This is a genomic window from Pseudomonas nitroreducens (assembly GCF_010994165.1).
Classification (GTDB): Bacteria; Pseudomonadota; Gammaproteobacteria; order Pseudomonadales; family Pseudomonadaceae; genus Pseudomonas; species Pseudomonas nitroreducens.
Genome location: NZ_WMBX01000009.1, coordinates 34,742 through 52,808, shown reverse-complemented (window position 1 = coordinate 52,808; position 18,067 = coordinate 34,742). Strand labels below are relative to the sequence as shown.

Genomic DNA, 18,067 nt, shown 5'->3' with positions numbered 1-18,067 from the left:
TGCCTCCATGAACCGTCCCAGTGGCCGCGCCGCCGACCAACTGCGCCCGATCCGTATCACCCGCCATTACACCAAGCACGCCGAGGGTTCCGTGCTGGTCGAGTTCGGCGACACCAAGGTGATCTGCACCGTCAGCGCCGAATCCGGTGTGCCGCGCTTCCTCAAGGGCCAGGGCCAGGGCTGGCTGACCGCCGAGTACGGCATGCTGCCGCGCTCCACCGGCGAGCGTAACCAGCGTGAAGCCGCACGCGGCAAGCAGGGTGGTCGCACCCTGGAAATCCAGCGCCTGATCGGCCGCTCCCTGCGCGCCGCGCTGGACCTGACCAAGCTGGGCGAGAACACCCTGTACATCGATTGCGATGTGATCCAGGCCGACGGTGGCACCCGCACCGCGTCCATCACCGGCGCGACCGTGGCGTTGATCGATGCGCTGGCCGTGCTGAAGAAGCGTGGTGCGCTCAAAGGCAACCCGCTCAAGCAGATGGTCGCTGCCGTTTCCGTGGGCATGTACCAGGGCGAGCCGGTGCTGGACCTGGACTACCTGGAGGATTCCGCCGCCGAGACCGACCTGAACGTGGTCATGACCGATGCCGGCGGCTTCATCGAGGTCCAGGGCACCGCCGAGGGTGTGCCCTTCCAGCCGGCCGAGCTGAATGCCATGCTGGAGCTGGCGCAGCAGGGCCTGCGCGAACTGTTCGAACTGCAGCGCGCCGCGCTGGCGGACTGATCCGCACTCGATACCCAACGGCAAGGAGCGAAAGGATGAGCGACGAAGTACCGGTACAGCAGGTTCAACCGAGCCAGGAAGCCCGCCAGTGGGCGATGTTCTGCCACTTCGCCGCCTTTCTCGGCTTCATCTTTCCCTTCGGCAACCTGCTCGGGCCGCTGATCGTCTGGCAGATCAAGCGTGAATCGGACCCGTTCGTGGACCGCCAGGGCAAAGAGGCGCTGAACTTCCAGATCACCGTGAGCCTCGCGGTGATGGTCAGCTTCCTGCTGATGCTGGTGGTGATCGGCTTCTTCCTGCTGGGGCTGGTGAGTATCGGCGCGCTGGTGCTCACCATCATCGCCGGGATCAAGGCCAACGAAGGGCTGGATTATCGCTATCCCTTCACCTGGCGCCCGATCAAGTAGGGGCTGAACTCCAGGCACGAAAAAGCCGGCTCGAAGCCGGCTTTTTTCTGTCCGCCTCTCGGCGGCACGACGGGGCTCAGATGCTCAGGGTCCAGTCGTAGTCCACGATCAGCGGCGCATGCTGGGAGAAACGCGGCTGGCGCGGCAGCTTGGCGCCGCGCACGAAGCGGCGCAGCCCCGGCGTGAGGATCTGGTAGTCGAAGCGCCAGCCCAGGTTGAGCAGCTCGGCCTGTTCGCTTTCCGGCCACCAGCTGTACTGGTCGCCTTCGCGGTTGACCTCGCGCAGGGCGTCGACGTAGCCCATGGTGCCGAAGATCTCATCCATCCAGCCACGCTCCGGCGCCATGAAGCCGGGCGATTGCTGGCATTCGCGCCAGTTCTTCACGTCCAGCTTCTGGTGCGCGACGTAGAGCGAGCCGCAATAGATGTATTCGCGGCGCTTGCGGCGCTGCTTGTTCATGTACTGGGCGAAATCGTCCATGAACTTGAACTTGTGGTTCAGGTTCTCGTCCCCTTCCTGCCCGGTAGGCAGCAGGAGAGTGGCGATACTCACCTTATCGAAATCGGCTTGCAGGTAGCGCCCGTAACGATCGGCCATCTCGAAACCCAGGCCGCTTATGACAGCCTTGGGTTGCAGACGACTATAGATTGCGACGCCGCCCTGACTGGGCACTTCGGCATCGCAGGCGTACAGGAAGTAGCCATCCAGTTGGTAGGACGGGTCATCCAGATCGAAAGCGGAGGCGCGGGTATCCTGCAAGCAGATCACGTCGGCATTCTGGGCTTGCAGCCAACTGAGCAAACCACGCTCGGCTGCAGCCTGAATACCATTCACGTTCACACTGATGATCCGCATAAATGGCCCCCAAAATCACGTGTGTGTATGATACCCGAGCTCAAACGGTTTAGCTAAATTCATACCGGCCGGTTCTCTCCCATGCACGCATATCAACGCGATTTCATCCGCTTCGCCATCGAGCGCGGCGTTCTTCGCTTCGGCGAGTTCACCCTCAAGTCCGGGCGCACCAGTCCGTACTTCTTCAACGCCGGTCTGTTCAATACCGGGGTTGCACTGTCCCAGCTGGGTCGTTTCTACGCCAGCGCGGTGGTCGACAGCGGCATACCTTTCGACGTGTTGTTCGGCCCGGCCTATAAAGGAATCCCGCTGGCGGCCGCTACAGCGATTGCGTTGGCCGAACAGCACGGCCGCGACCTGCCCTGGTGCTTCAACCGCAAGGAAGCCAAGGACCATGGCGAAGGCGGCACGCTGGTCGGCGCGCCGCTGGCCGGCCGCGCGCTGATCATCGATGACGTGATCACCGCCGGCACTGCGATCCGCGAGGTCATGCAGATCATCGACGCCCAGGGTGCCCAGGCAGCCGGCGTGCTGATCGCGCTGAACCGTCAGGAGCGCGGCAAGGGTGAGCTGTCGGCGATCCAGGAAGTTGAACGGGACTTTTCGATTCCGGTCGTCAGCATTGTCTCGCTGGAGCAGGTATTGGAATATCTGGCCGGTGACGGTCAGCTCAAGCAGCATCTCGCGGCTGTCGAGGCTTATCGGGCGCAGTACGGTATCTAACCGCAACCAGGACGTAGGGCATGGCCAAGCAGGGTGCTTTCCGCTACAGGGTGTTGATGGGGCTTCTGGGAGCCATGCTCGCAGGCCAGGTGACGGCTGCTGGGCAGCCGACCAGCCAGGTCGAGATGTACCGTTACGTCAATGACAAGGGCATCACCGTCATCGACCGCCTGGGTGTCCCTCCGCAGTACATCGGCAAGGGCTACCAGGTGCTCAACGACCAGGGCCGGGTCATCCGCGAGGTTCCGCCGGCACCGACCGCCGCCGAGATCGAGCAGCGCAAGGCGGACGCCGCCCGCGCCAGCTCCGATCAGCAGTTGATGCGCATGTATACCAGCGTGGAAGACGTCGACCGTGCCCGCGATCGCAAGCTGGCCGAGCTCGATGGGCTGGCCAGCGTTGCCAAGGGCAACCTGCAGTCGCTGAAGATGCAGCAGGCCAACCTGCAGGCCCGTGCCGCCGACCAGGAGCGCGCCGGTCGCCAGGTGCCGGACGACCTGGTCGCGCAACTGAGCAACCTGCGCGACGATGAACAGCGCCTGCAGCAGGATATCGCTCGCTACCAGCAGTTGCGGATTCAGGCGCAAAGCAGCTTTGCCTCCGATCGGGCGCGCTTCGCCCAGATATCCGGCGGTAATTGACGCGGCGTCCGCCGCGCTTACTGCTGCGGCGAGACGCGCTCGAATTCGTTGATCTTCCCGCGCAGCCAGTCCGGCAGGGGCTGGCTCGTCCGGTCCTCGCCGGCATAGGCGTAGATCAGTTCCCCCAGCGTCAGCAACTGTTCGTCACACCAGATCGACACCTGGAAGGTCAGGCTGCTGCGGCCCAGGCGGCTGACGCGTACGCCCATTTCCAGCCAGTCGTCGAAGCGTGCCGGCGCCAGATACTCCAGGGTGGTCTTCACCGCGAACAGGTCGCCGCCGCCACGCAGCAGGTCGGCCGGGTAGCTCACGCCCAGGTGGCGGTAGTACTCGGTGGTGGCGACGTCGGCGTAGGTCAGGTAATTGCCGTTGAAGACGATGCCCTGTGGATCGACTTCCGACCAGCGCACGCGCAGGCCGTGGAAGAAGCTGAAGTCGTTGCGGGAAACGGGAGACGCGGCCATGTCAGAAGGACTCCTGTAGACCTGTTCGAGGCCGGGCATCCATTGGGCTGAAGCGGCCTGGAACAGGCAAAAAAACACCCGCGAGGATCGCTCCTGGCGGGTGTCGTTGCGATCAGCGCTGCTTGCGGTTGGTGATCAGCGTGCCGACACCGCTGTCGGTGAAGATCTCCAGCAGCACGGCGTTGGGTACGCGGCCATCGATGATGTGCGCGCTGGTCACGCCTCCCTGGACTGCCTCGAGGGCGCAGCGGATCTTCGGCAGCATGCCGCCGTAGATGGTGCCGTCGGCGATCAGCTCGTTGACCTGCTCGGTGGTCAGGCCGGTGAGCACCTGGCCCTGCTTGTCCATCAGGCCGGCGATGTTGGTGAGCAACATCAGCTTCTCGGCCTTCAGCGCCTCGGCCACCTTGCCGGCCACCAGGTCGGCGTTGATGTTGTAGGACTCGCCGTTGGCGCCTACGCCGATCGGCGCGATGACCGGGATGAAGTCGCCCTGCACCAGCATGTTCAGCAGGTCGACGTTGACCCCGGTGACTTCGCCCACGTGGCCGATGTCGATGATTTCCGGCTTGGTCATTTCCGGCGTCTGGCGGGTGACGGTGAGCTTCTTCGCGCGGATCAGCTCGGCGTCCTTGCCGGTCAGGCCGATGGCGCTGCCGCCATGACGGTTGATCAGATTGACGATGTCCTTGTTCACCTGGCCGCCGAGGACCATCTCCACCACGTCCATGGTCTGCGCGTCGGTGACGCGCATGCCATCGATGAAGTGGCTTTCGATCGACAGGCGGCTGAGCAGGTCGCCGATCTGCGGACCACCACCATGGACCACCACCGGGTTGATACCGACGGCTTTCATCAGCACCACGTCGCGGGCGAAGCTGTTCTTTAGCTCGTCCGTTTCCATGGCGTTGCCGCCGTACTTGATCACCAGCGTCTTGCCGACGAACCGGCGGATATAGGGCAGGGCTTCGGCAAGGACGCGGGCAACCTGGGCGGCGTCATCGCGGCTCTGGGTCATGGTGGGCTCCGGCATAGGGGTCAAAATGGCAGGCTGAGGGCGGGGTCGACCGCTTTCAGCTGGGTACGGAACACGTCCTTGATGCGTTCCAGTTCGTCCTGGGAATCCGCCTCGAAGCGCAGCACCAGCACCGGAGTGGTGTTGGACGCGCGAACCAGGCCCCAGCCTTTGGGGTAATCGACACGCACGCCGTCGAGGGTGGTGAGGTTGGCTTCACCCCACTGGCCGCGGGCCTGCAGTGCCTCGATCAGGGCGAACTTGCCCTCGTCGGTGACGGTGATGTTGATTTCCGGGGTGGAGATGTCCATCGGGAACGCGGAGAACACGCGCTCGGCATCGCGCTTGTCCAGGCTGATGATTTCCAGCAGGCGCGCGGCGCTGTAGATGCCGTCGTCGAAGCCGTACCAGCGCTCCTTGAAGAAGATGTGGCCGCTCATCTCGCCGGCGAGCAGGGCGCCGGTTTCCTTCATTTTCTTCTTGATCAGCGAGTGGCCGGTCTTCCACATCACCGGGCGACCGCCGTAGCCGCTGATCAGCGAGATCAGGCGACGGGTGCACTTGACGTCGAAGATGATGTCGGCGCCCGGGTTGCGCGAGACCACGTCCTTGGCGAACAGCATCAGCAGGCGATCCGGGTAGATGATGGTGCCTTCGTTGGTCACCACGCCCACGCGGTCGCCGTCGCCGTCGAAGGCCAGGCCCAGGTCGGCGCCGGTCTCCTTGACCTTGGCGATCAGGTCTTCCAGGTTCTCCGGCTTGCCCGGATCCGGGTGGTGGTTGGGGAAGGTGCCGTCGACATCGCAGTACAGCGGGATCACGGTGCAGCCCAGGGCTTCGATCAGTTGCGGGGCGATCACGCCGGCCACGCCGTTGCCGCAGTCCACCACCACTTTCAGTGGCTTGGCCAGGGCGATGTCGTCGCGAATCTGCTGGAAGTAGCGCGGCAGGATGTCGACCTGCTGCACGCTGCCGACGCCAGAGGCGAGGTCATCGTTCTGGATGCGCTCGCGCAGGGCCTGGATCTGTTCGTTGGCCAGGGTTTCGCCGGCGACGACGATCTTGAAGCCGTTGTAGTCCGGCGGGTTGTGGCTGCCGGTGAGCATCACACCGGATTTGCCTTCCAGGACGTTGGCGGCGTAGTACAGGACCGGGGTGGGCACCATGCCGATGTCGGTGACCTGGCAACCGCAATCGACCAGGCCCTGGATCAACTGCTGGACCAACTCGGGGCCGGACAGGCGGCCGTCGCGGCCGACGGAGACGCACGGCTCGCCGCGCGCCAGGCTTTCGGAACCGATCGCGCGGCCGACCCAGTAGGCGGTCTCGGCGGTCAGGGTATCGCCGACCACGCCACGGATGTCGTAGGCGCGGAAGATGCTGGCGGGCAGTTGCGGGGCTTTAGGCGTGCTCATAGCGGGTGTTTGCTCCAATCCCAGGAGATCCTGGTCTTCATCAAGAATGTCGATGTCCAGAATGTCGGTGTTCTGGAATAGCGGATCGACCAATAGCGATTCGGTGGCAGCGACCGGGGCGCTGGCAGCGGTGGCAGCCGGGATCGGCTGGGCGGGAGCTGCGGGCGCGGCGGGTGCGCTGGCACCGGGTGTTTCGGTCTTGCGGCGTGGCTGGCGGGCCAGCGCCTGAGCCAGTGCCTGCAGACTCGGCAGGCTCAGCTCAGGTGCTTTGGCAGTGCGTTGGCCGGCGAGTTCCTGAACGAACTGCCCCAGGGCCTGTGCATCCTTGCTTACCCGGCGCTGCATCGCACTTTGCGCAAGGTAGAGGCCAAGGAGACTGCCCACCAGTGCCAGCAGGGCGGCGATACCCAGCAGGGTTGGCGAGTACAGCTGGTCGGTGACGGTCGGGCCGGGGGTGAAGCTCAGCTTCCAGTTCGGATTGCCACTGGGTAGCGCTACCGCAGCGGCGTCGCTGGCCTGCCCGCGTTGCAGCAGCAACTGGGCCGGCGAGTTGCCGAACTGCTGGGAAATCTGCAGTTGGCCGATATCGGCGGACATCGGCGGCAGGTTGCCGAGCAGGCGCTGCAGGTCGACGACCAGCAGCAGGGAGCCCTGGATCGAGTTATCCGCGGCGCGCAGGGCGATGGGGTTGTAGACCAGCCAGCGGGTCCCGACCTTGTAGGCCTCCGGCGCCACGGCCTGGCCGCTTTCGACACGGTGCAGCATATCCAGCGCGGCATAGTTCAGCGGGCCGGGGCGGGCGGTGTCCTGCACAGCCTGACCGTTGGCGTTCAGGTGGACGTCCACCAGCCCATCCAGATGGCCCTGGGTCAGCGCCTTCTCCAGTGCGGCGATGCGCGTCGGGTCATTGCTCTGCAGGGTCGGCAGCAACTGCGGGTCTTCTGCCATGGCGCGGCTGTCGGCGGCCAGCAGATTCAGGGACTGACGCAGCGCGCCGGCCTGGCTTTCCGACCAGGCGTTGCTCAACTGGGTGACGTGAGCCTTGTCGGCCTGGCCGAACAGGCTGAACCACAGCAGCGCGCTGGCCGCCACTACGCCGCCCACGGTAAGGATGAGCGATGGCAGCAGTGGTTTGAGGTCGACCTTGGGGGGCGATCCCCTGACGGGCTTCTCCGCCGGCACGAGTTCCGGCAGGTCGGCGCTGTCCTTGGCAGTGCGTTGGAAAAGTTTCATGCAACGTCTCCTCGGCGATTCATCCTGAAATGAGTAGGGGTCAATGGCTGCCGGAGTGCCCGAAGCCGCCGGCGCCGCGCTGGCTTTCGTCGAAGCTCTCGACCAGCTCGAAATGCGCCTGCACTACCGGCACCAGCACCAGCTGGGCAATGCGCTCGCCGATGGCGATCTTGAAAGCGGTATTGCCGCGGTTCCAGCAGGAGACCATCAGCTCGCCCTGGTAGTCCGAGTCGATCAGCCCGACCAGGTTGCCCAGCACGATGCCGTGCTTGTGGCCCAGGCCCGAGCGCGGAAGGATCAGCGCGGCCAGGCCCGGATCGGCGATGTAGATGGACAGGCCGGTGGGGATCAGCACGGTCTGGCCCGGCTCGAGGATGAGGTCTTCCTTGAGCATGGCGCGCAGGTCGAGGCCGGCGGAACCCGGGGTGGCGTACTGCGGCAGCGGGAAGTCGCTGCCCAGGCGGGGATCGAGGATCTTGGCTTGCAGGGAATGCATTGGGTTCTCAGTGTTGATGGATGCGGTCGGCGATGAAGGCGATCAGCTGGCGGGCGATCTTGCCCTTGCTGGTCTGGGCGAATGCAGTCTTGTGCAATTCGCGGTCGATGACCGTGATGGCGTTCTCTTCACTATTGAAGCCGATGGACGGATTTGCCACGTCGTTGGCGACAATCAGGTCGAGATTCTTGTCCTTGAGCTTGCGCGAGGCGTACTCGAGCAGGTTCTCGGTCTCCGCCGCGAAGCCGACGCTGAAGGGCCGGTCCTCGCGCAGCGAGAGGGTGGCGAGGATGTCGGGATTGCGCACCAGCTGCAAGAGCAGGCCATCACCCTTGGTGGGATCTTTCTTCAGCTTCTGCGTTGCGACCAGTTCCGGGCGGTAGTCGGCCACGGCGGCGGAGGCGATCAGGATGTCCGCCGGCATCGCCGCTTCGCAGGCGGCGAGCATGTCGCGGGCGCTGACCACGTCGACGCGGCTCACCCGGTCCGGAGTCGGCAGGTGCACCGGGCCGGTCACCAGGGTCACGCGGGCGCCGGCCTCGGCGGCCGCCTCTGCCAGGGCGAAGCCCATCTTCCCGGAGCTGTGGTTGGTGATGTAGCGCACCGGGTCGATGTTTTCCTGGGTCGGCCCGGCGGTGATCAGGATGTGCTGGCCGGTCAGTGCCTTGAACTCGAAGCAGTCGGCGGCCAGTTGCGCCAGCTCCTCGGCTTCGAGCATGCGCCCGGGGCCGACGTCGCCGCAGGCCTGGCTGCCGGCAGCGGGGCCGAAGAAGTGCAGGCCACGGCTGCGCAGCAACTCGGCGTTGACCTGGGTGGCCGGGTCGCGCCACATGGCCTGGTTCATTGCCGGGGCGAGGGCAACCTGTGCATCGGTGGCCAGTACCAGGGTGGTCAGCAGATCGTTGGCCACGCCCTGGGCCAGACGCGCCATGAGGTCGGCGGTGGCGGGGGCGATCAGGACCAGGTCGGCCCAGCGGGCCAGCTCGATATGGCCCATGGCCGCTTCGGCGGCGGGGTCGAGCAGGTCCAGGTGCACTGGATGACCGGAAAGGGCCTGAAGGGTGAGCGGGGTGATGAACTCGCGGCCGCCCTGGGTCATCACGACACGCACCTCGGCGCCCTGGTCGCGCAACCGGCGGACCAGTTCGGCGCTCTTGTAGGCGGCGATGCCGCCGCCGACGCCCAGAACGATGCGTTTACGATAGAGCCGCTGCATAGGCCAGCCTTAAATACGGAAATGGATGACGCGCGCTGAAGCCGACGACGCCTCCCCAGGCCTCCGGCTGCGCGAAGCGAGGGGGCTAAGATAGCACAGCGCCTGCGCGGGAACAGCGGGCGGCCTGACCGGGAGGTTCCTTGAGTATTCGTGACTGGCCTGCGGCGGAGCGCCCGCGGGAAAAGCTTCTCGAACGGGGCGCGGCGAGCCTGAGCGACGCCGAGCTGCTGGCGATCTTCCTGCGTACCGGCGTGGTCGGCTGCAGTGCCGTCGACCTGGCGCGGCGGCTGCTCAGCGAGTTCGGCAGCCTGCGGGCCCTGCTGGAGGCCGACCTGGAATCGTTCTGCAGTCACCTGGGGCTGGGCGTCGCCAAGTTCGTGCAACTGCAGGCCGTGCTGGAAATTGCCCGGCGCCACCTGGCGGAACAGCTCAGTCGCGATTCGGCGCTGGAAAGCCCCCAGGCCGTGCGTGACTTTCTCAAGGCGCGGTTGCGGCATGAGCACCACGAGGTGTTCGCCTGCTTGTTCATGGACAATCGCCACCGGGTGCTGGACTTCGAAGTGCTGTTCCACGGCTCCATCGACAGCGCCAGCGTCTACCCCCGGCAGATCGTCAAGCGCGCCCTGGCGCACAACGCCGCCGCGCTGATCCTGGCGCACAACCATCCCTCGGGGATCTGCGAGCCGAGCCACTCCGACCGCCTGCTGACCCGCCGCATCATCGAGGCGCTGGCGCTCATCGACGTACGCGTGCTGGATCACTTCATTGTCGGCGACGGCGAGCCGCAATCAATGGCCGAGTTGGGGATGGTCTGAGATGCGCCGCTGGATGTCGCGCAGCAGGCGTCGGCGAATCAGCCCGCTGGCCGGGCGGATCGCCAACCAGTAAGGTGTGAACAGCAGGCGGCTGAGGCGGTCCGGGCAGTGCACGCGGGTTTCCGTTCGGACCTGGGTGTAGCCGTCCCGATCCGCCGGCTCGCAGGAAAAGTGCAGCATCAGCCTGGCTGTGCCGGGCTCGGCGAAGCGCCGGAAGGCTTCGCCGTCCGCGCACGAACGCAGGCCGAAGTCGCTGCGCCAGAAGCGTCCAACCAGCCCATAGCCGAGTTCCCGGTCGGCGTGGCGACCCAGCAGGGTGAACTCGTGCAGGCCGAAGCGCGGGCGATCAGCCAGCGCGTTTCGTAACCCCAGGCGCAGGGCGAGCCGCGCCGGTGCCTCGCGGATCTGCAGAAAGCGCTGTACCAGCGGGTCCTGCTCGGCGGTGAGCTGGGTCACTGCGTCCAGCACCTGGCCGGGTGACGCCCGCATGTTCAGCGTGTGCCGCTCGGAGAACTGGAACTCCGGTAGCAGATGATTGAGCAGGACGTCGCTCAAAGCTGCACCTTGGAGAAATCCTGGCGACCGAAGGGGCTGACTGAATAACCCTTCACGTTCTGGCGGGTGAGCGCCGAGGCGGTCGGATGTGCCAACGGCAGCCACAGCGCCTGGTCGTGGATGATCTGCTGGGCCTGGTGGTACAGCGCGCTGCGCTTGGTCTGGTCGGCGACTGCCTTGCCCTGGCTGATCAGGCCGTCGAGCTTCTCGTCGCAATAACGGGCGAAGTTGAGGCCGGACTTCACGCTGGCGCAGGAGAATTGCGGGGTGAGGAAGTTGTCCGGGTCGCCGTTGTCGCCGGCCCAGCCCATGAACAGCAGGTCATGCTCGCCGGCCTTGGCGCGGCGGATCAGCTCGCCCCATTCGATCACGCGGATCTCGGCCTGGATGCCGATCTGCGCCAGGTCCGCCTGCAGCAGTTGTGCGCCGACACTGGGATTGGGGTTGAGCAGGCTGCCGGAGGGGCGGGTCCAGAGGGTGGTCTTGAAGCCATCCTTGTGTCCGGCTTCGGCCAGCAGCGCGCGGGCCTTGTCCAGGTCGCGCGGGTAGCCGGGGATGTCCTTGGCGTAGCTCCAGGTGTTGGGGGGGTAGATGCCGTCGGCGACGGCGGCACTGCCGGCGAACACGCTCTTGAGGTAGGTGCCCTTGTCGAAGGCAAGGTTGATCGCCTGGCGTACCTTGGGGTTGTCCAGCGGCGGGTGCTGGCTGTTGATGCCGACGAACGCGGTCATGAAGGCCGGGGTCTGCTCGACCTTGAGGTCAGCGCTCTTGGTCGCCGCCTCGACGTCCAGGGGCTTGGGCGACAGGGCTATCTGGCATTCGCCGCGCTTGAGCTTCTGCAGGCGCACGCTGGCGTCCGGGGTGATGGCGAACACCAGGTTATCCATAGCCGGCTTGCCGCCGAAGTACTCGGCGTTGGCGCTGTAGCGCACGACGGCGTCCTTCTGGAAGCGCTTGAAGACGAAGGGGCCGGTGCCGATCGGCTGGGCGTTGAGCTTCTCCGGGGTGCCGGCCTTCATCAGCTGGTCGGCGTACTCGGCCGAATAGATTGAGGCGAAGCCCATGCTGAGCATTGCCAGGAAGGTCGCGTCCGGATGGTTGAGGGTGAAGCGCACATGGCGCTCATCGACCCTCTCCACGGCTTTTACCAGGCTCGGCAGCTGCATCGACTGGGCATGGGGGAAGCCGCTCTGCGCGACCTTGTGCCAGGGTTGGGCCGAGTCGAGCATGCGCTGGAAGCTGAACACCACGTCGTCGGCGCTCAGCGTGCGGCTGGGCTTGAAGTAGTCGGTGTGATGGAAGGCTACGCCGTCGCGCAACTGGAAGTCGTAGGTCAGGCCGTCATCGGAGACCTTCCAGCTTTCGGCCAGGCTCGGTACTACGGCGCCCTTTGCAGCATCGAAGTCCACCAGGCGATTCATCAGTACGTCGGCCGAGGCGTTGGTGGTGGTCAGCGAGTTGTACTGGACCACGTCGAAGCCTTCGGGGCTGGCTTCGGTGCAGACACTCAGCGAGGCGGCACTGGCGAGGGCGGGAGAAAGAAAGAGGGCGAGAAGGGCAAGACGCATGACGGACTCCGTGTAAGCTGGCAAGATGCCCATCCGCGAGGCTGGGCGGGTCATGCAAGGCTGTTGGCAGCCTCGAAGGAGCTACCCTAGACCAAGCCGCTGCCCGTCACAACGATGACAGGCGACGAACGGCACCAGTGCCGCGGCCCGCGGGGGCTGGCGTCGGCTTTTCCGAGTCATGCTTTCCCTTGCAGCGTGAAGTGACTTTCTGATATAAAGCTGCGCTCTTTTCTGGGGCCCTGCCTGATCCTGCGACTCGATCGCGGCGAAGCGGCAGTTAAGACCCCGGTGAAACTGAGAATCCTATTGAGTTAAGCAGCCAACCCATGCCGGGTTTGGCATGTGGTTTACAGAGGGCTGAGCCATGTCGAGAGTTTGCCAAGTGACCGGTAAGGGTCCGGTTACCGGGAATAACATTTCCCACGCACACAACAAAACCCGTCGCCGTTTCCTGCCGAACCTGCAGCATCACCGTTTCTGGGTTGAATCCGAGAAGCGCTTCGTGCGTCTGCGCGTTTCCGCCAAAGGCATGCGTATCATCGACAAGCGTGGCATCGAGGCCGTTCTGAACGACCTGCGCGCCCGCGGCGAAAAATTCTAAGGAGCTGCAGTCATGCGCGAACTGATCCGTTTGGTGTCCAGCGCCGGTACCGGCCACTTCTACACCACCGACAAGAACAAGCGTACCAAGCCTGAGAAAATCGAGATCAAGAAATACGATCCGGTTGTTCGCAAGCACGTGATCTACAAGGAAGCCAAGATCAAGTAATTGATCTTCGCCCTTGTGAAGAAACCCGCCCCTTGTGGCGGGTTTTTTCTTGCCCGCGGTTTCTGACGGAACCGCAGGCAAAAAAAGCCCGCCGATCGGCGGGCTTTTTCATGTTCGGTGGATCAGGCCTTCTGCTCGAAAATCACGTAGACCTTGCGGCACGGCTCCAGCACTTCCCAGGTGCCACTGAAGCCGGCGGGGATGACGAAGCGGTCGCCGACGCGCACGGTCTTGGCGCCGCCATTGGCGTCACGGATCACCGACACGCCCTGGAGAATCTCGCAGTACTCGTGCTCGGTGTAGCTGACGTTCCAGTGGCCGGGCTCGCCTTCCCAGATGCCCACGTTGAACTGGCCGCAGTCGCTGGCGTAGTGGTTGCGCACGTTCTGCGCCGGGTCGCCCTTGATGATGCGGTCCGGGGCGGGGCGGTAGTGTTCGGGGGCGGTGGTGGCCTGGGCGAAATCGACGATCTGCTCGACGTTCATGGCGGTCTCGGTTCTTTAGAGTTGTAGGCGAGAGTGCGTGCGGGCACGCGCAGCGCTGTTGGTTATTTACTCCGAAGCGGCTGTCGGAAAACCATCAGCCGACGAATCAGGGCAGTCTATGTTTAATAAAACGAACGTGACAAGGCCATTTGGCCGCTTAGTGTAAAAAATATTGAAAATTGGCTGCCTCCGGTTTAGGGTTGCCAACAGCATGCGTTTGCTCCGCCTTGCGGAATATTTGACAGCGCGCCCACGCCGGGCGCCTGCACCTGAATAAGTACATTAATAAGAGGACACGTTGTCATGGGTACCCTCACTCGCGCCGATTGGGAAGCTCGCGCCAAGGACCTGAAGATCGAAGGCCGCGCCTTCGTCAACGGTGAATACGTCGACGCCGCATCCGGCGCCACCTTCGACTGCATCAGCCCTGTGGATGGCCGCTTCCTGGCCAAGGTCGCCAGCTGCGACCTGGCCGATGCCGAAAGTGCCGTGCAGGTTGCCCGTGCTGCCTTCGACTCCGGCGTGTGGTCGCGCCTGGCCCCGGCCAAGCGCAAGAAGGTCATGATCCGCTTCTCCGAGCTGCTGCTGGAGAACGCCGAGGAACTGGCCCTGCTGGAAACCCTCGACATGGGCAAGCCGATCAGCGACTCGCTGAGCATCGACGTATCCAGCGCCGCCAACAGCCTGCGCTGGAGCGGTGAGGCGATCGACAAGATCTACGACGAAGTCGCTGCCACTGCCCACAACGAACTGGGCCTGGTCACCCGCGAGCCGGTCGGCGTCGTCGCCGCCATCGTGCCGTGGAACTTCCCGCTGCTGATGACCTGCTGGAAGCTCGGCCCGGCGCTGACCACCGGTAACTCGGTGATCCTCAAGCCTTCCGAGAAGTCCCCGCTGACCGGTATCCGTATCGCCCAGCTGGCCATCGAGGCCGGCATCCCGAAAGGCGTGTTCAACGTCCTGCCGGGCTTCGGCCACACCGTAGGCAAGGCCCTGGCCCTGCACATGGACGTCGACACCCTGGTGTTCACCGGTTCGACCAAGATCGCCAAGCAGCTGATGATCTACGCGGGCGAATCCAACATGAAGCGCGTCTGGCTGGAAGCCGGCGGCAAGAGCCCGAACATCGTCTTCGCTGACGCGCCGGACCTGAAAGCCGCTGCCGAAGCCGCTGCCAGCGCCATCGCCTTCAACCAGGGCGAAGTCTGCACCGCTGGCTCGCGCCTGCTGGTAGAGAAGTCGATCAAGGCCGAGTTCGTGCCGATGGTCGTCGAAGCCATCAAGGCCTGGAAGCCGGGCAACCCGCTGGACCCGGAAACCAACGTCGGTGCGCTGGTCGACACCACCCAGATGAACAACGTGCTGAGCTACATCCAGGCTGGCCACGACGACGGCGCCAAGCTGGTGGCCGGCGGCAAGCGCACCCTGGAAGAGACTGGCGGCACCTACGTCGAGCCGACCATCTTCGACGGCGTGACCAACGCCATGCGCATCGCCCGTGAAGAGATCTTCGGCCCGGTGCTGTCGGTCATCGAGTTCACCGATGCCGAAGAAGCCGTGCGCATCGCCAACGACACTCCGTACGGCCTGGCCGCCGCGGTGTGGACCAGCGACCTGTCCAAGGCCCACCTGACCGCCAAGGCGCTGCGCGCCGGCAGCGTGTGGGTGAACCAGTACGACGGCGGCGACATGACCGCTCCGTTCGGCGGCTTCAAGCAGTCCGGCAACGGCCGCGACAAGTCGCTGCACGCGTTCGACAAGTACACCGAGCTGAAAGCCACCTGGATCAAACTCTGATCCTCGGCTGAAGCAGGTCGGCCCCGATCCAGGGGCCGGCTCTGACAAAGAGCCACACCCGCGGCCGGGTTTCCCTCAGGGAAACCCGGCCGCTGTGCATTGCGCATCGGGCACCCTCGCGCCTGGCGTGCGCTCCGGATGGAACGGGAGAAGGACAATGCGTTGGGGTCCTTATTTTGCTGTGTGTGCTGCCGTGATCAGCATCGGTCTGGCCCTGGGCCTGACCATGCCGCTGGTTTCTCTGCGTCTGGAGAGCTGGGGTTACGGCAACTTCGCTATCGGCGTCATGGCGTCCACGCCTGCGGTGGGCGTACTGCTGGGCGCAATGATCGCCGGCCGCCTCGCCGCGCGTGTCGGTACACCGCTGCTGATGCGCATCTGCCTGATTTCCGGGGCCTTCTCGGTGGGCCTGCTGGCGCTGCTGCAGAGCTATCCGGTCTGGCTGATCCTGCGCCTGCTGATCGGTGTGCAGCTGACCGTCGTGTTCATCCTCGGGGAGAGCTGGATCAACCAGCTGGCCATCGAGAAGTGGCGCGGCCGCCTGGTCGCTCTGTATGGCACCGGCTATGCGCTGAGCCAGCTGTCCGGCCCGGTGCTGCTGACCTTCATCGGCACCGCCGACGACCGTGGTTTCTGGTTCAGCGTCTGCCTGCTGGTGGGTGGTTCCCTGTTGCTGCTCGGCCGCACCGGCGCGCCCAAGGTCGACCCGCACAGTGCCAACGGCCGCGGGCTGTTCAGCTTCTGCGCCCAGCTTCCGGCGATTGCCTGGGCGGTGGTGCTGTTCGCCGGCTTCGAGGCCATGATCCTCACCCTGCTGCCGGTGTATGGCATCCAGCAGGGCTTCACCCAGGCCGTGGCACTGGCGATGGTGAGCACCGTGGTGGTCGGCGATGCACTGCTGCAACTGCCCATCGGCTGGCTGGCCGACCGCATCTCCCGGCAGACGTTGTTCAAGGGCTGCGGCATCGTGCTGTTCCTCAGCAGCCTGGCCATGCCTCTGCTGCTGCAGCACATCGCCATCTGGCCGATCCTGGTGCTTTTCGGTGCCAGTGCAGGCGGGCTGTTCACCCTGTCGCTGATCCTGATTGGCGAGCGTTATCGCGATGATGCGCTGGTTCGCGCCAACGCGCATGTCGCTCAGCTGTGGGGGATAGGCTGCCTGATCGGCCCCCTGGCGACTGGCGCGGCCAGCCAGTGGATCAGCGGCCATGCACTGCCACTGGTGATGGCGCTGGGGGCTGCGGGGTTCGTGGTGCTGGTGTCCTATCGCGGTTTGCCGCCGGTGATGCGCGCGACCGACGCCGAGCTGCAGCAGGAGCGCTCCTAGAGCATCTTCTCCAGCCCGATGGCGCCGGCGATCCATACGTTGAGCCGGCGCCAGACGTTGCCCGGCTCACGGTCCAGCGCCACCCGCTTGCCGCCACGCTCCTCGATCCAGATCAGCTTCGGCGGCTCGCTGCCCGGCGCTATCTTCACCTGGTAGCTGACGCTGGGCGACATGCTCGCCAGCGCCAGGCGGCGCACCTGGTCGGCCAGCTCCGGGCTGTCGACTATGATGCCGACCTCGGTGTTCCACAGCACCGAGCGCGGGTCGAAGTTCAGCGAGCCGACGAACACCTTCTGCTGGTCGAACACCGCCGCCTTGCTGTGCAGGCTGGCACTGCTCGACCCGCGCACCATCCACGGCGCCCCGGAGAGGCGCTGGTCCGGGTCGGCGCGCAGCTCGTAGAGCTTCACCCCGTGCTCCAGCAGCTCCAGGCGGTAGGGCGCGTAACCGGCGTGCACGGCCGGCACGTCGGTGGCTTCCAGCGAGTTGGTCAGCAGGCGCACGCTCACGCCGCTTTCGGCACGCTGGGTCAGGTAGTCGACGCCGGCGCTGGTCGGCACGAAGTAGGCCGAGACCAGGATCAGCTCCTTCGACACTCCGTCGAACAGCGGTTGCAACTGGGTGCTGAGCAACTGCTCGCCTTTCGGATCGCCCTGGTCGAGTACCTTCAGTGGCGTATCCCAGACCGCCTTTCCCGGCGCCCAGACCAGGTCGTCCAGCCAGTTCTGCAGATGCGGGCGGTCACTGTTGCGATTCAGCCGGGCGATATAGCTGGAGCTCTTCACCCGCTCCTTCGCCAGGTAGTGATCCAGCTTGCGGCGCATGCGATTGAGCTCGTCGAGATCCGGCTCGCCCCACAGGTAGTCCTCGATGGGCCGGCTGATGCGGCTGTTCCAGTACTGGTCGAAGCTCTGCCCAAGCGATTGCGCCACCGGGCCGACACCCATCAGGTCGAGGTCGCTGAAGTTCATCTCGGCCTTGGCGTCGAAGTACTCGTCGCCCAGGTTGCGGCCGCCGACGATGGCCACGCTGTTGTCCGCCAGCAGCAACTTGTTGTGCATTCGCCGATGCTGCTCGGAGAGGTTGAACAGCCGACCGAGGTTGCGCGTGACGCCGGTACTGCGGCCCAGGTGCAGCGGATTGAACAGGCGCACCTGAATGTTCGGGTGGGCGGCGAGGGCGCCCAGTTCGTAGTCCCAGCCATCGCTGCTGGTGTCGTCAATCAGGATGCGCACGCGCACGCCGCGATCTGCCGCGCGCAGCAGTTCGCGGATCAGCGCGCGGGTGGTGAGACCGTCGTGGACGATGTAGTACTGGACGTCGAGGCTGCGCTGGGCCTTGCGGATCAGTTCGGCGCGGGCGAGGAAGGCGTCGACGCTGGACGCCAGCAGGTGGAAGCCGGACTGGCCGGGATGGGCGGCGGCGCGCTCGCTGATCTGATTGTCCAGCCGCGTGCCCTGCACCGGCAGCACGTGCGAGGGCTCGGGCGGCGGCGCGCTGACGCAGCCACCCAGGGCCAGAAGGATCAGCAGGAGCAGGCGTGGAAGCAAAGAGGAGT

At 65.0% G+C, this 18,067-nt stretch carries 19 protein-coding genes; 9 read left to right on the top strand and 10 right to left on the bottom strand.

Translation table 11 applies throughout. From position 1 onward, the window contains the following. Positions 1 to 7 precede the first annotated feature (7 nt). The gene (gene rph, locus GJV37_RS29250; protein ID WP_152227344.1) at positions 8 to 727 is read left to right on the top strand and encodes a ribonuclease PH; all 720 of its coding nucleotides are present in this window, start codon (positions 8 to 10) and stop codon (positions 725 to 727) included. 35 nt (positions 728 to 762) lie between these two features. Next, the gene (locus tag GJV37_RS29245) at positions 763 to 1,134 is read left to right on the top strand and encodes a DUF4870 domain-containing protein (RefSeq protein WP_024762061.1); all 372 of its coding nucleotides are present in this window, start codon (positions 763 to 765) and stop codon (positions 1,132 to 1,134) included. Positions 1,135 to 1,210: 76 nt separating this feature from the next. Here the strand turns inward: GJV37_RS29245 and GJV37_RS29240 are convergent, their stop codons facing one another. Beyond that, a complete protein-coding gene (locus tag GJV37_RS29240; protein ID WP_037009721.1) occupies positions 1,211 to 1,990 on the bottom strand; it encodes an exodeoxyribonuclease III in 780 nt (259 codons plus the stop codon). Between the two features lie 81 nt (positions 1,991 to 2,071). Between GJV37_RS29240 and pyrE the strand changes: the two genes are divergently transcribed. Both pyrE and GJV37_RS29230 read left to right on the top strand, forming a co-directional pair. Continuing rightward, positions 2,072 to 2,713, top strand: a complete 642-nt coding sequence (pyrE, locus tag GJV37_RS29235) for an orotate phosphoribosyltransferase (RefSeq protein ID WP_024762062.1) — start codon at positions 2,072 to 2,074, stop codon at positions 2,711 to 2,713. A gap of 20 nt (positions 2,714 to 2,733) precedes the next feature. Continuing rightward, positions 2,734 to 3,354: a hypothetical protein gene (locus GJV37_RS29230; protein ID WP_024762063.1), complete on the top strand. Its 621-nt coding sequence runs from the start codon at positions 2,734 to 2,736 to the stop codon at positions 3,352 to 3,354. Between the two features lie 17 nt (positions 3,355 to 3,371). Here GJV37_RS29230 and GJV37_RS29225 read toward each other — a convergent pair whose 3' ends face one another. The 5 genes from GJV37_RS29225 to coaBC all read right to left on the bottom strand — a co-directional run bounded on the left by GJV37_RS29225 (position 3,372) and on the right by coaBC (position 9,193). Beyond that, a complete protein-coding gene (locus GJV37_RS29225; RefSeq protein WP_024762064.1) occupies positions 3,372 to 3,818 on the bottom strand; it encodes an acyl-CoA thioesterase in 447 nt (148 codons plus the stop codon). A gap of 112 nt (positions 3,819 to 3,930) precedes the next feature. Next, positions 3,931 to 4,836, bottom strand: coding sequence for an acetylglutamate kinase (gene argB / locus GJV37_RS29220; RefSeq protein ID WP_024762065.1), 906 nt, complete (start codon positions 4,834 to 4,836; stop codon positions 3,931 to 3,933). Positions 4,837 to 4,856: 20 nt separating this feature from the next. Further along, positions 4,857 to 7,481: a phosphomannomutase/phosphoglucomutase gene (locus GJV37_RS29215; protein WP_193453258.1), complete on the bottom strand. Its 2,625-nt coding sequence runs from the start codon at positions 7,479 to 7,481 to the stop codon at positions 4,857 to 4,859. A 40-nt stretch (positions 7,482 to 7,521) separates the two neighbouring features. Further along, positions 7,522 to 7,977 carry a dUTP diphosphatase gene (dut, locus tag GJV37_RS29210; protein ID WP_169890262.1) on the bottom strand — a complete coding sequence of 152 codons (456 nt, stop codon included), beginning with the start codon at positions 7,975 to 7,977 and terminating at the stop codon, positions 7,522 to 7,524. A gap of 7 nt (positions 7,978 to 7,984) precedes the next feature. Next, positions 7,985 to 9,193 (bottom strand): bifunctional phosphopantothenoylcysteine decarboxylase/phosphopantothenate--cysteine ligase CoaBC, encoded by a 1,209-nt coding sequence (coaBC, locus tag GJV37_RS29205; protein WP_024762068.1) that lies wholly within the window; start codon positions 9,191 to 9,193, stop codon positions 7,985 to 7,987. A gap of 140 nt (positions 9,194 to 9,333) precedes the next feature. Between coaBC and radC the strand changes: the two genes are divergently transcribed. After that, positions 9,334 to 10,008 carry a RadC family protein gene (gene radC, locus GJV37_RS29200; RefSeq protein WP_024762069.1) on the top strand — a complete coding sequence of 225 codons (675 nt, stop codon included), beginning with the start codon at positions 9,334 to 9,336 and terminating at the stop codon, positions 10,006 to 10,008. Here radC and GJV37_RS29195 read toward each other — a convergent pair. Together GJV37_RS29195 and GJV37_RS29190 are read right to left on the bottom strand one after the other, a co-directional pair. Then, on the bottom strand, positions 9,982 to 10,563 hold the full coding sequence (locus GJV37_RS29195) for a DUF2867 domain-containing protein (RefSeq protein ID WP_246228463.1): 582 nt from the start codon (positions 10,561 to 10,563) through the stop codon (positions 9,982 to 9,984). The genes radC and GJV37_RS29195 overlap by 27 nt on opposite strands. Further along, positions 10,560 to 12,131: an ABC transporter substrate-binding protein gene (locus GJV37_RS29190; protein ID WP_193453257.1), complete on the bottom strand. Its 1,572-nt coding sequence runs from the start codon at positions 12,129 to 12,131 to the stop codon at positions 10,560 to 10,562. The genes GJV37_RS29195 and GJV37_RS29190 overlap by 4 nt, the downstream gene beginning before the upstream one ends. A gap of 364 nt (positions 12,132 to 12,495) precedes the next feature. Here GJV37_RS29190 and rpmB point away from each other — a divergent pair, with 364 nt between their 5' ends. Both rpmB and rpmG read left to right on the top strand, forming a co-directional pair. After that, positions 12,496 to 12,732 (top strand): 50S ribosomal protein L28, encoded by a 237-nt coding sequence (rpmB, locus tag GJV37_RS29185; RefSeq protein WP_009614118.1) that lies wholly within the window; start codon positions 12,496 to 12,498, stop codon positions 12,730 to 12,732. 12 nt (positions 12,733 to 12,744) lie between these two features. After that, on the top strand, positions 12,745 to 12,900 hold the full coding sequence (rpmG, locus tag GJV37_RS29180) for a 50S ribosomal protein L33 (protein WP_017520721.1): 156 nt from the start codon (positions 12,745 to 12,747) through the stop codon (positions 12,898 to 12,900). 122 nt (positions 12,901 to 13,022) lie between these two features. Here the strand turns inward: rpmG and GJV37_RS29175 are convergent, their stop codons facing one another. After that, positions 13,023 to 13,385, bottom strand: coding sequence for a cupin domain-containing protein (locus tag GJV37_RS29175; protein ID WP_024762072.1), 363 nt, complete (start codon positions 13,383 to 13,385; stop codon positions 13,023 to 13,025). A 303-nt stretch (positions 13,386 to 13,688) separates the two neighbouring features. Between GJV37_RS29175 and GJV37_RS29170 the strand changes: the two genes are divergently transcribed. Together GJV37_RS29170 and GJV37_RS29165 are read left to right on the top strand one after the other, a co-directional pair. Continuing rightward, the gene (locus GJV37_RS29170; protein ID WP_024762073.1) at positions 13,689 to 15,182 is read left to right on the top strand and encodes an aldehyde dehydrogenase; all 1,494 of its coding nucleotides are present in this window, start codon (positions 13,689 to 13,691) and stop codon (positions 15,180 to 15,182) included. Positions 15,183 to 15,339: 157 nt separating this feature from the next. Further along, positions 15,340 to 16,509 carry an MFS transporter gene (locus GJV37_RS29165; protein WP_037009710.1) on the top strand — a complete coding sequence of 390 codons (1,170 nt, stop codon included), beginning with the start codon at positions 15,340 to 15,342 and terminating at the stop codon, positions 16,507 to 16,509. On the opposite strand, the gene GJV37_RS29160 is transcribed toward GJV37_RS29165, so the two are convergent. Further along, complete coding sequence (locus GJV37_RS29160) at positions 16,506 to 18,059, bottom strand: phospholipase D family protein (RefSeq protein ID WP_193453256.1); 1,554 nt, start codon at positions 18,057 to 18,059, stop codon at positions 16,506 to 16,508. The two genes, GJV37_RS29165 and GJV37_RS29160, sit on opposite strands and share 4 nt — an antisense overlap. Between the last annotated feature and the right edge of the window lie 8 nt (positions 18,060 to 18,067).

Bases quoted from the DNA above. Each gene is read 5' to 3' on its own strand.
- rph (WP_152227344.1), top strand. From the start codon at position 8: ATGAACCGTCCCAGTGGCCGCGCCGCCGACCAACTGCGCCCGATCCGT.
- GJV37_RS29245 (WP_024762061.1), top strand. From the start codon at position 763: ATGAGCGACGAAGTACCGGTACAGCAGGTTCAACCGAGCCAGGAAGCC.
- GJV37_RS29240 (WP_037009721.1), bottom strand. From the start codon at position 1,990: ATGCGGATCATCAGTGTGAACGTGAATGGTATTCAGGCTGCAGCCGAG.
- pyrE (WP_024762062.1), top strand. From the start codon at position 2,072: ATGCACGCATATCAACGCGATTTCATCCGCTTCGCCATCGAGCGCGGC.
- GJV37_RS29230 (WP_024762063.1), top strand. From the start codon at position 2,734: ATGGCCAAGCAGGGTGCTTTCCGCTACAGGGTGTTGATGGGGCTTCTG.
- GJV37_RS29225 (WP_024762064.1), bottom strand. From the start codon at position 3,818: ATGGCCGCGTCTCCCGTTTCCCGCAACGACTTCAGCTTCTTCCACGGC.
- argB (WP_024762065.1), bottom strand. From the start codon at position 4,836: ATGACCCAGAGCCGCGATGACGCCGCCCAGGTTGCCCGCGTCCTTGCC.
- GJV37_RS29215 (WP_193453258.1), bottom strand. From the start codon at position 7,481: ATGAAACTTTTCCAACGCACTGCCAAGGACAGCGCCGACCTGCCGGAA.
- dut (WP_169890262.1), bottom strand. From the start codon at position 7,977: ATGCATTCCCTGCAAGCCAAGATCCTCGATCCCCGCCTGGGCAGCGAC.
- coaBC (WP_024762068.1), bottom strand. From the start codon at position 9,193: ATGCAGCGGCTCTATCGTAAACGCATCGTTCTGGGCGTCGGCGGCGGC.
- GJV37_RS29190 (WP_193453257.1), bottom strand. From the start codon at position 12,131: ATGCGTCTTGCCCTTCTCGCCCTCTTTCTTTCTCCCGCCCTCGCCAGT.
- rpmB (WP_009614118.1), top strand. From the start codon at position 12,496: ATGTCGAGAGTTTGCCAAGTGACCGGTAAGGGTCCGGTTACCGGGAAT.
- rpmG (WP_017520721.1), top strand. From the start codon at position 12,745: ATGCGCGAACTGATCCGTTTGGTGTCCAGCGCCGGTACCGGCCACTTC.
- GJV37_RS29175 (WP_024762072.1), bottom strand. From the start codon at position 13,385: ATGAACGTCGAGCAGATCGTCGATTTCGCCCAGGCCACCACCGCCCCC.
- GJV37_RS29170 (WP_024762073.1), top strand. From the start codon at position 13,689: ATGGGTACCCTCACTCGCGCCGATTGGGAAGCTCGCGCCAAGGACCTG.
- GJV37_RS29165 (WP_037009710.1), top strand. From the start codon at position 15,340: ATGCGTTGGGGTCCTTATTTTGCTGTGTGTGCTGCCGTGATCAGCATC.